Below are 10,871 nucleotides of genomic sequence, written 5' to 3' on the forward strand. Positions count from 1 at the left end.
ATACGGGGATGACGGAAGAAGCCCAAGTTGGGAGGTCTGCTGCGCGAGCCCTTCGAAAAGCGCGCGCCCTGCGGGCGCGAAGGGCTGTGCGGGGAGGCGGAGAACCGGCCGGCGACTCCTGGAGCACGGTCAGCTGGAAGAGCCGGGCACGGCAAGCCCCGACTCGTAGGCCGCGATCACCGCCTGCACGCGGTCGCGCAGCCCGAGTTTGGCCAGCACGTTGCTGACGTGGGTCTTCACCGTGTGCTCGGTGACCACCATCGCCTCGGCGATCTCGGCGTTGGTCAGCCCGCGCGCGATGAGTACCAGCGTCTCCTGCTCCCGCGTGGTCAGCGTGGGTAGGCGGATTGCGGGTGCGGGGGCGGTGAAGCGGGCGATGAGCTTGCGGGTCACCGAGGGTGCGAGCAGTGCCTCGCCGGCGGCGACTACGCGGACCGCGTGCACCAGGTCGTCTCGCCGCACGTCCTTGAGCAGGAAGCCGCTCGCCCCCGCTCGCAGCGCCTCGAACACGTACTCGTCCACGTCGAACGTGGTCAGCATCAACACCTTGGTCTCGCCGTCGACCCGCCGCGCGGCCTCGATGCCGTCCACGCCGGGCATCCGGATGTCCAGCAGCACCACGTCCGGCCGCAGTGTCCGCACCGCCTCGACCACCGCCGCGCCGTCGCCGACCTCGGCGACGACCTCGATGTCCGGCTGGGCGTCGAGGATCATGGCGAACCCCGCACGCACGAGCTCCTGGTCGTCGGCGACCACCACCCGGATGGTCATGCCGGCAACCGCACCGACACGCGGAACCCCGGCGCGTCCGCCCGCGGGCCGACCTCCACCGTCCCGCCGCACGCCGCCGCCCGCTCGCGCATGCCGATCAAGCCCCGACCACCTGGGCCCGGAGCCGCGCCGCGCCCGTCGTCCACCACGCTGATCACCAACTCGTCCGCCTCCCAGTCCAACCGCACCCGCGCCCGCGCCGCCCCCGCGTGCCGGACGACGTTGGTCAGCGCCTCCTGCGTGATGCGGTAGGCGGCGACCGCGACGTCCGGGCGCAGCGGCAGCGGCGACCCCGACGTCGTGAAGTCGACCTCCACCCCCGCTCGCCGCACCTGCTCGGCGAGCCCCGGCACGTCGTCCAGGGTGGGTTGCGGCCCGCGCGGGCCGCCCTCGTCGTCCAGCACGGTCAGGATGCGGCGCAGTTGGGCCATCGCGTCCCGTCCCGCCGAGGCGATCGCGTCGAACGCGGCCTCCGCGCGGGCCGGGTCGGCGCGCAGCACCACCGGTCCCGCCTCGGCCTGCACCACCATGACGCTGACCGCGTGGGACAGGATGTCGTGCATGTCCCGGGCGATGCGGGCGCGTTCCCGCTCGGCCGCGCGTTCGGCTTCCAGTTCACGCTCCCGTTCCAGGCGCAGGGCGCGTTCCTCCGCCGCCGCGTGCAGCCGGCCCAGCGCGTAGGCGGCGGTCAGCAGGGCGATCGTGCGCAGGGCGGTGACCGGCCCGACCGCGACGAGCGTCCCGCCGACGGACACCACCAGCGCGGCGACCCGGGCCTTGGGCGACGAGTGCGCGGCCACCGCGTGCATCGCGAGCAACGGCCCGTACCAGACCGGCTGGTCGGGCACCTCCCCCGCGTAGTCGTAGCTCGCGGCGGCGACCAGCGTCGCCACCAGCACCGGGACCGGGAACCGGTGCCGCCAGAACAGGGGCACGACGGACGCCGCGACCACGGCGTAGCCGAGCAGGTCGAACGGTCCTTGCCGGATCGCGAACGGTCCCAGCTGGACCGCCGCGACCAGCACGGGAAGGCCCCAGCGGATCAGCACGCCGGTCATCCTCACACAAGCGCCGGTTCCCGCTTCGCCGCCTTCTTGCGCGCCAGCGGCAGGAACGAGACGAACAGCAGCACCGCGCCGACCGGGATCAGGTCCTTGTCCACGAGCGGCATCACCAGGTCGGCGAACACCAGCACCGGCGTCCACACCCGGACTTCCTTGCGCAGCGCCAACATCACCACCAGGCCGAGCTGCCCGATGCTGAAGACGTAGGGCGCGAGGTCGTAGCAGAACAGCGTCACGCCCGGCACCCCGCGCGCCTGCCTGCTCAGGGCGGCGAGGCTCGCGTGGTCGGAGGCGAGGAACCCGGCGACGACGTCGATGGCGAACTGCCCGATGAACCCGACCGCGCCGATCGTGCCGATCACGGCGAAGACCCGGCCGCGCGGACCGACCATCGAGGCCATGTCCCAGAAGATCCGGACGAACAGCACGAGCGCGCCGAGGAAGCACAGGTGGCCGATCGTCCACGCGGGACCGGGGCCGCGTTCCCCGTCGAAGCCGTCGATGATGCGGGCGATCCCGTAGGCCAGGACCAGCAGTGGTGTGGCGAGGTAGGAGTTCATGCCGATGATCCTGCGGAAACGAGCGGCCCGGGTGATCACCCGCGGGAGCGGTCTTCGACCTCCCTCTCAAGAGTGAGAAGGCCCTTGGCGGTCAGGTCGTCGTCCGGGAGCAGCACCACCAGCCGGTGCTCGTCCCCGCCCGGGAGCACCAGCCCCTCGAACGCCAGCCGCAACTCCCCGACCACCGGGTGCAGCCACCGCTCGACGCCCGTCCACCGGGGTAGCGCGGCCCCGGTCCGCCGGCTGAACTCGTGCCCCGCGACGATGGTCAGCTCCTCGACGAGCAGAGCGGCGGAGTGGTCCCCCAGGTCGGCCGCCGCCCGCAGCCCCGCCGCCCGGCTGTCCGCGATCGCCTCCCAGTCCGGGAACACGACCCGTGCCCGGGGGTCGGTGAAGGTGAAGCGCACCAGGTTGGACGCGTCGAGCAGGCCGGTCGGCCCGGCGAGTGCGCGGAAGCCCGCGCTGTGCCCCAGCACGTCACCGGCCGGGTCCACCACGTACGCGTGGTCGAGGCGGTCGAGCAGGCCGAGGACGGTCGGCCGCAGCGGCTGCTGCTCGGGCACGTGGGCGCAGGTCGTCCCGGCCTTGACCAGCCGGTGCAGGTGGGCGCGCTCCTCGGGGGCCAGGCCGAAGACGTCCGCGAGCGAGCCGAGCACGGACGCCGACGGCTGCCGGTCGCTCCCCCGCTCCAACCGGATCAGGTACTCCACGCTGATCCCCGCGAGGTCCGCCACCTCGGCGCGGCGCAGGCCAGGCGTCCGGCGCCGCCCGGCCGGCAACCCGAACCGGTCGGGACCGGTCGACTCACGCCGGGCACGCAGGAACCTGCCCAGTGCGTTGTCGGCCACGCGGGCGAGTTTAGGGGTCCCTCCCACGGTCTCCCTCGGACCGCGGGCGTCGGGGAGGGTGGGCGCATGAAGTACCGACTCTTCGGCCAGACCGGCCTGCGCGTCTCCGAGCTGCTGCTGGGCACGATGGTGTTCCAGGACCGCGAGGAGGCACGGCGGATCGTGGGCGCGTACGCGGACGCCGGCGGCAACGTCCTGGACACCGCCTCCGCCTACGGCGACAGCGAGAGCATCCTGGGCGAGGTCCTGACCGACCGCGACCGTTTCGTCCTGGCTACCAAGTACACCCTGTCCCGCGACGCCACCGACCCGAACGGCGCCGGCAACCACCGCAAGAACCTGCGCCTGTCCTTGGAACGCAGCCTGCGCAGGCTGCGCACGGACCACGTGGACATCTTCTGGGTGCACATCTGGGACCGGCACACCCCGGTCGAGGAGACGATGCGCGCGTTGGACGATGCCGTAAAAGAAGGCAAGGTTCTCTACGTGGGCGTCTCGGACGCACCGGCATGGGTCGTTGCCCACGCGAACACCTTGGCCCAGTGGCGGGGCTGGACACCGTTCGCCGGCTTGCAGGTCCCGTACAACCTGCTGAACCGGGACGTGGAGCGCGAACTGCTGCCGATGGCGGAGGCGTTCGGGCTCAGCGTGGCCGCGTGGGCGCCGTTGGCGGCGGGCAAGCTGGTCGGCGGGTCGCGGGCGGTGCCTTCGGCGGCGGAGCTGCCGGTGGTGGAGGCGGTCCGCGGGGTGGCGGAGGAGCTGGGGGTGACGGCGGCTCAGGTGGCGTTGGCGTGGACGCGGGCCAGGTCGGCGGTGGTGCTGCCGTTGGTGGGCGTGAGTCGGGTGGAGCAGCTGGCGGACAACCTCGGGGCGTTGGAGGTGGAGTTGCCGGCGGAGGCGGTCGCTCGGTTGGAGGCGGCTTCGGACTTCCGGGTCGGGTTCCCCGGGGATTTCATCGCGGAGTGCGAGCCGTCGCCGTTCGTGTTCGGCGATCACGCCTTGAAGGTCGAGCGCCGGTTGCCGAGGCTCGTCTAGGGCTTGCACTGCGGGGGTTGGCAGAGCATCCCGCTGAGTGCGGTGTGGAAGATCGACGTGATGGCGGTCGGGTCCGGGGTGGTGAAGGCCCGGCCGCCGGTCGCCGTCGCGATCGCGGTCAGTTCCTCCAGGTCCGCGTCCTCGCCGATGCCCAGTGCCACGACCGGCAGGGGTCGGCGTGGGTCTTGCAGGGCGGCCAGTTCGGTGAGGAGTGTCTCGCGGGTGATGCCGGCTTGGTCCTCGTTGCGCCCGTCCGTCATCACGACGACCACGTTCAAGCGTCCCGATTCCCAGTTCTCCCGGGCCGACTGGTAGCTCGCCAGGACGCTGTCGTACAGGCCCGTCGCGCCGCCCTCGATGGCTCGCACGCCGCGGAGTTTGGCCGGGGAGTCGATGGCCAGGTGTTCGGCGACCGTTCGCACCGGCAGGAGTTCGCGGTGGTCGCGGTTGCCGTCGAGGTTGGTGGAGAAGAGCCACACACCCACCTTCGTCGTGGACTTGACGATGCCGAAGCCGGCCTCGGTCGCGGCCACGGTGACGGCCATGCGGGTTTGGCCCGTGCCCGGTACGGGTTGGGCCATCGAGCCGGAGACGTCCAGCAGGATGTGGAGTCGGCCGCTGAGGTTGATGGCCGCCCACTGGTTGAGCACCTCGTCCACGGCGTCCGGGTCGGGCACGGGGACCGGCTCGACCACGGTCGGAGCCCAATCGGCGTGCCCGGTCGGTGAGCGCAGGTCGGGGGGTGGAGGGGTGGCCAGCAGGGCGGACAGGAGTTGTTGCGCGGTGTCGCGGTGCTGGGCGGTGGGCAGGACGGTGAACGGGTAGTCCAGCGCGGGCACCGCCGGGTCCGGGTAGACGGGGAGCAGGCGTTTGCCGGCGCCGTCGCGGTTGTGCTTGAGCAGCGCCTGTTCAGACAGGGCCTGGGCCGGGGCGTCCGCGCCGACGGTGGTGGAGAGCCTGCGCAGGGTCGCGGTGAGGGCCGCGGTGGTCGGGGCCTGGTGGCGGGCGGCCAGGACTGCGGACAGGCCGACCGGGTCGCGGGCCGGGTCCGGGAGACCCACCCGGAGGGTGGTCAGGGCCTCGGACCAGGTGGGCGGGGACGACAGGTTCGCGGCGGCGTCCTCGGTGATGCCCAGGACCACCGGCGACGTGGCCACGGACGTGCCGCGCACGGGCAGGTCCCAGGACTTCCCCGCCTGGGCGCGGCGCAGCCAGGTGGTGGACGACGGGATCCAGACGTCCACGCCGGTCAGGTTCTCGGCGACCAAAGCGGAATCACGGGCGGTCACGGTGATCCGGGCGCAGGGCACGCGTCGGGCGGCCTGGTCCACCGCCGGCGCGAGTTCGGGGGCGGCGGCGACCGAGAGGGTGGTGACCTCGGCGCAGTCGTCGGAGCCGAAGCGCAGGTGCGGCACGCCGATCCACGCCGCCACCGCGAGCAGGAGGAGCACCCCGAAGACCACGGCGGGAGCACGCCGAGCGCCACGCATGTCACCGCACGTTAACGCAGGTGGCGCCGATGCCCCTTGTCCGCGCACACAACGTGTTCTGTCGCCGGGGCCAACGGTCGGGTGGTTATCTTCCCCCTCACCAGCGCCCACATCCGGGAGAGATCGGGTGGACTTCGACCAGGTTCGTCAGGACTGGACCACGCTCGGCGCGCAGGACCCCCTGTGGGCGGTGAGCGTGGCGCCGGACAAGCGCGGCGGTCGGTGGGACGTCGACGAGTTCCTCGCCGAGGGCCGCCGGGACGTGGCGCGGGCGCGGGCGCGGCTGACCCGGTTGGGGCTGCCGACGCGGTGGGAGCGGGTGCTGGACTTCGGGTGCGGCGCCGGGCGGTTGTCGCAGGCGCTGGCCGAGCACGCCGAGGAGGTGGTCGGCGTGGACGTGTCGGTGCCGATGCTGGAGACCGCGCGGGCGCTGGACCGCAGTGGCGGGCGGTGCCGGTTCGTGCTCAACGAGTCCCCCGACCTGCACGTCTTCCCCAGCGGCAGCTTCGACCTGGTGTTCTCGGAACTGGTGCTCCAGCACCTGCCGAAGCGGGTGATCACCGAGTACCTGGCCGAGTTCGTGCGCGTGCTGCGGCCGGGCGCGGTGGCGCTGGTCCAGTGCACGACACGTCCACTGTGGACGCTCAAGGGCATCGGGTGGCGGATCGCGCCCAACCCGGTGGTCCGGTTCGCGCAACGGGTGGTGCTCGACTACCCCGCGCCGATGCGCATGACGGCACTGCCCGAGGCGAGGGTGCGGGCGGTGGTGGGCGCGCACGGCGGCGAGGTCGTGGACACCGCGACCGCGCCGGAACCGGCGACGCACTGGGAGTCCACCCGGTACGTGATCCGCAAGCTCGGCGGGGGGCGCTGACATCCGCGCGAGAACCACTCCCTGGGTGCTGGCGGGGCTCACGGTCCTGTCGTTCCTGCAACTCCCGGGGCGCACGACGTTCGACACCAAGCTGGACCTGGTCGTGGACCCGGCGGCGTTCCTGGGGCGCGCGCTGCACCTGTGGAACCCGATGGCCAGCGGCGGCGAGTTGCAGAACCAGGCGTACGGCTATCTGTTCCCTATGGGGCCGTTCTTCCTGCTGGGCGACCTCGCCGGGCTGCCGCCGTGGGTCACGCAACGCCTGTGGTGCGCGCTGCTGCTGTGCCTGGCGTACGGCGGCGCGCTGCTGCTGGCGCGGGCGATGGGCATCGGCAGCGAACCCGCCCGCCACGTCGGCGCCCTGGCCTACGCGCTGGCGCCGCGCATGCTCACCGAGATCGGTCCGCTGACCGCCGAGGTGCTGGCCGCGGTGATGCTGCCGTGGGTGCTGTTGCCGCTGGTCAAGGCGGATCGGCTGGGGCCGCGGCGGGCGGCGGGGCTGTCCGGGCTGGCGGTCCTGGGCATGGGCGGCATCAACGGTGCGGTCGTCGTGATGGCGTTGGTGCTGCCCGGGTTGTGGCTGCTGACCCGCAGGTGGTCGTGGCCGCACGTGAAGCTCGTCCTGTGGTGGACGGCCGCGGTGGGCGCGGCGGTGCTGTGGTGGTTCCTGCCGCTGGTGCTGCTGGGCCAGTACAGCCTGCCGTTCGTGGACTACGTCGAGTCCGCCACCAACACCACCTCGCCGACGTCGTTGTTCCAGGTGCTGCGCGGCACGAACCAGTGGGTGGCGTACGTCGTGCAGGGCACGCCGTGGTGGCCTGCCGGGTTCCTGCTGGTGGACAACCCGGTCCTGATGGCCGCCACGGGGGTGCTCGCCGCCGTCGCGCTGGCCGGATTGGCCCGCACGAGCCTGCCTGAGCGACTGTTCCTGACGCTGGGCGCGGTCACCGGGGCCACGCTGCTGACCATCGGGTACGTCGGCGCGCTGGACAGCCCATTGTCGGAGACCGTGCGCGGCTTGTTGGACGGTCCGCTCGCGCCGCTGCGCAACGTGCACAAACTGGAGCCCGGGTTGCGGCTGCCGCTCACCTTGGCGTTGGCGCACGCGCTCACCGGCCGTCTGCCTTTGCTGCGTCGGGTGCTGTCGCCGGTGCGGGCGCGGCAGGCACGGGTCGTCGCCGGCGCGTTGGTGGTGCTGGTCGCCGCCGCGCCCGCGTGGCTGCTGACGCTGCGCCCCGGACCGGGCTGGGACGAGATCCCGGACCACTGGCGGGAGGCCGCCGCGTGGCTGGAGCACGCCGACCCCGACGCGCGGGCGCTGATCGTGCCCGGCACGGGGTTCGCCGAGTACACCTGGGGCCGGCCGATCGACGAGCCGATCCAGGCGCTGGCCCGGTCGCCGTGGGCGCTGCGCAGCCAGATCCCGCTCGGGTCGGAGGGCAACACACGCCTGATGGACGCCGTGGAGGACGCGCTGGCCGACGGCCGCGGCGCACCCGGCCTGGCCGACTTCCTGGCCCGATCGGGACACCGGTTCCTGGTGCTGCGCAACGACGTCTCGCGCGCGGAGACGGACGTGCCGCCGATCGCCGTGCTGCGGACGGCGCTGGAGCGGTCGCCGGGGATCAAGCGGGTGGCCGGGTTCGGGGACGCCGAACCGTCGCCGGTGAAGGTGGACACCACCCTGCCCGCCGGGCCGGCCCTGGAGGTCTACGAGGTAGAGCGGGACGTGCGGCGGGCGGTCGCCGTGGCGGCGCAGGACGTGGCCACGGTCAGCGGCGGCCCCGAGTCGTTGTTGCCGCTCTTGGATTCGGGCCTCCTCACCGCCGACCGGCCCACCGTCCTGGCCGGCGACGGCGGCGCGCCGGAGGGCACGGACTGGCTGGTCACCGACGGCCTGCGCAACCGCGAGCGCAACGTCGGCCGGATGCGCGACAACCTGGGCCAGACACTGACCGTCGACGAGCAGCCCCGCCAGGTCCGACCCGCCCTGGACGTGCTGCCATTCGACGGTTTGGAGCACCGGACGGTCGCCGTGCACCGGGGCATCCGGGGTGTCACGGCGTCCACGTCGGCCGGCTTCGCGGACTCCGTGCGGGGTTCGGACCAGTCGTCCATGCCGTTCGCGGCCGTGGACGGCGACCCGTACACCGCTTGGCAGTCGTCCACTGTGGATGGTGCTATCGGCCAATGGCTGGAGGTCGCCCTGGACACGCCCCGCGTGGTGACGGAGGTCGGCCTACGCGTGGTGGACGACCGCCGCGTCGGCTGGCCCGTGACCCGCATCCGGATCACCACCGACGCCGGCGAGACCTCGCACGAGGTGGCCCGTGGGTCTGGTGAGCAGCGGTTCCCGGTGGCGGCCGGGTTGACCGGGCGGGTGCGCGTGACGGTGGTGTCGCTGGCGGCTGGGCGGACCAGTGGGAATGCCGGCATCGCCGAGTTGGCTATTCCCGGGGTCGAGCCTGAGCGGGCGCTGCGGGTTCCTTCGGACGCTGCACGGGCCACCGGGTTCGCGTTCACTCGCGGCGCGCAACCCAGGTTTGCTTGCCTGCGCGTGAACGAGGTCATCCGTTGTGACGCTGGTCTGACTCGATTCGGCGAGGAACCATCCGGCCTGCACCGTTTGTTCCGCACTGGTTCGAAGGCCACGTATACGGTCGACGGAACTGTCCTTCCTGCTGGTGGCGCTACCCCGCCGGTGCGCTTGGACGGGGTGACCGTCACCGGGTCCACCCAGCTGGCCGGCGACCCGGCCGCTGCTCCGGGTGCGGCTGTGGATGGTGACCCGACTACGACGTGGATCGCCGATCACACGGATGAGCGGCCTACCCTTCGGTTCGCCTTTGATCGGGCGCGGGAAGTACGTGGTCTCAAGATCACGCTGGACTCGGCTTCGGGGGCGAGCGGACCGTCCGAAGTGGACATCACGACGGCGACCGGCACCGTTCGTCGGCCGGTGGCCGATGGTGGAGTGGTCGAGTTCACCGCCACCACGGATGTCCTGGAGATCGCGGTGGTGCGCAGGGAGAACTTCGACGGCCCGCCCGGGATCACTGAGTTGGCGATGGAAGGCGTGGACCTGCCTGCTACCGCGCCGGACACGCCGGTCGTCGCGGAGTGCGGCCAGGGGCCGCTGTTGCAGGTAGATGGGGTCGAGTACGACACGTCCGTTCGGGGAACCGTGAAGGACCTGATCGAGCACCGACCGTTGCGCCTGACGACCTGTCCGGACCTGGCTGAGGGTTTGGCGCTGGGCGTTGGGGACCACGAGCTGCGGGCTGGACGGTCGGCGGACTTCGTGGTGCAGGACGTGTGGCTGAAGCCGGCTGACGCAATGGTTGCGCAGGTCAGGCACCGTGAGGTTGAGGTTGTGCGGTGGTCGGCGGCTGAGCGTGAGGTCAGGGTTGGTGCTGGTCCGGCTGCGGTGTTGGCCGTGCCCGAGAACGCGAACGACGGGTGGGTCGCCACGGTTGATGGCAAGCCGTTGGAACGGACGCGGGTGGACGGGTGGCAGCAGGCGTGGTTGCTGCCTGAGGCCGGTGGGGCGGTGACGGTCGCTCTGGAGTTCGGGCCTGATGGGTCGTACCGAGAGCGGTTGCTGATCGGGGCTTTGGCGGTGGTTGCGCTCCTGTTGGTGGCTTTCGTGCCGGGGCGGGTGCGGGGGTTGCCGGTGGGTGCGGGTGGCGACCGGTGGGTGCCGTGGGTTTTGGTCGGGTTGGTGGGGTTGTTGGGCGGGATGGCGGGTGTGGTCGCGCTGCTGTCTTGTCTGTTCTTGCGGAGTCTGGTGCCGGGGTATCGGCGAGCGGTGTCGATGGCGTTGGCGTTCGGCGGGATGGTGGTGGCTACGGGGGTCAGCGTGGCGGGGCGTGCGTTGGGGCATGGGCAGGAGTGGGCTTACGGGACGGTGGCGCAGGCGGCGGTGTTGGTCGCGTTGGCAGCGGTGGTCTCGGCACGCATCCGATGGTTCGACAATGCCTCCTGACACCCCCGCACGGCCGCTCGCTTCTCCGCGCAAAGCGCGGGTAAGCCCCCCACTCGAAGCCCGGGTCAGCCTCCCGCGCGAAGCTCAGGCGCCCCTCCCAAGCAAGGGGCGAATGCATTTCGCGCCGAAGGCGCGAGCCGAAGCGGCTAGCGCCCACGGGAAGGGCATCGGTTCTTTCCCCGTCCGGCCTGGGCGAAGCCCAACCACGTTTCGTCCGTTTCTGCAACCACGCTTTACCGGTTGC

General features: G+C 72.1%; 8 protein-coding genes. 3 read left to right on the forward strand and 5 right to left on the reverse strand.

The genetic code is table 11. The features are described 5' to 3' along the window. Positions 1 to 129 precede the first annotated feature (129 nt). Genes WBN91_RS37345 through WBN91_RS37360 form a run of 4 tightly spaced genes read right to left on the reverse strand, consistent with a single transcriptional unit; the run spans position 130 to position 3,243 of the window. Complete coding sequence (locus tag WBN91_RS37345) at positions 130 to 771, reverse strand: response regulator transcription factor (protein ID WP_337729000.1); 642 nt, start codon at positions 769 to 771, stop codon at positions 130 to 132. After that, the gene (locus tag WBN91_RS37350) at positions 768 to 1,820 is read right to left on the reverse strand and encodes a sensor histidine kinase (RefSeq protein ID WP_337729001.1); all 1,053 of its coding nucleotides are present in this window, start codon (positions 1,818 to 1,820) and stop codon (positions 768 to 770) included. Before WBN91_RS37350 ends, WBN91_RS37345 begins: the two co-directional genes overlap by 4 nt. Before the next feature lie 11 nt (positions 1,821 to 1,831). Beyond that, positions 1,832 to 2,395: a hypothetical protein gene (locus tag WBN91_RS37355; RefSeq protein WP_337729002.1), complete on the reverse strand. Its 564-nt coding sequence runs from the start codon at positions 2,393 to 2,395 to the stop codon at positions 1,832 to 1,834. A 35-nt stretch (positions 2,396 to 2,430) separates the two neighbouring features. Continuing rightward, positions 2,431 to 3,243, reverse strand: a complete 813-nt coding sequence (locus WBN91_RS37360; RefSeq protein WP_337729003.1) for a helix-turn-helix domain-containing protein — start codon at positions 3,241 to 3,243, stop codon at positions 2,431 to 2,433. Positions 3,244 to 3,309: 66 nt separating this feature from the next. Here WBN91_RS37360 and WBN91_RS37365 point away from each other — a divergent pair, with 66 nt between their 5' ends. Continuing rightward, positions 3,310 to 4,278: an aldo/keto reductase gene (locus tag WBN91_RS37365; RefSeq protein WP_337729004.1), complete on the forward strand. Its 969-nt coding sequence runs from the start codon at positions 3,310 to 3,312 to the stop codon at positions 4,276 to 4,278. On the opposite strand, the gene WBN91_RS37370 is transcribed toward WBN91_RS37365, so the two are convergent. Continuing rightward, a complete protein-coding gene (locus WBN91_RS37370; RefSeq protein ID WP_337729005.1) occupies positions 4,275 to 5,768 on the reverse strand; it encodes a substrate-binding and VWA domain-containing protein in 1,494 nt (497 codons plus the stop codon). The two genes, WBN91_RS37365 and WBN91_RS37370, sit on opposite strands and share 4 nt — an antisense overlap. A gap of 127 nt (positions 5,769 to 5,895) precedes the next feature. Here WBN91_RS37370 and WBN91_RS37375 point away from each other — a divergent pair, with 127 nt between their 5' ends. After that, positions 5,896 to 6,642, forward strand: coding sequence for a class I SAM-dependent methyltransferase (locus WBN91_RS37375; protein ID WP_337729006.1), 747 nt, complete (start codon positions 5,896 to 5,898; stop codon positions 6,640 to 6,642). 25 nt (positions 6,643 to 6,667) lie between these two features. After that, on the forward strand, positions 6,668 to 10,627 hold the full coding sequence (locus WBN91_RS37380) for an alpha-(1->3)-arabinofuranosyltransferase (RefSeq protein WP_337729007.1): 3,960 nt from the start codon (positions 6,668 to 6,670) through the stop codon (positions 10,625 to 10,627). The last annotated feature ends 244 nt before the right edge of the window (positions 10,628 to 10,871 follow it).

This window comes from Saccharothrix sp. CCNWYY140 (assembly GCF_037401995.1).
GTDB lineage: Bacteria > Actinomycetota > Actinomycetes > Mycobacteriales > Pseudonocardiaceae > Actinosynnema.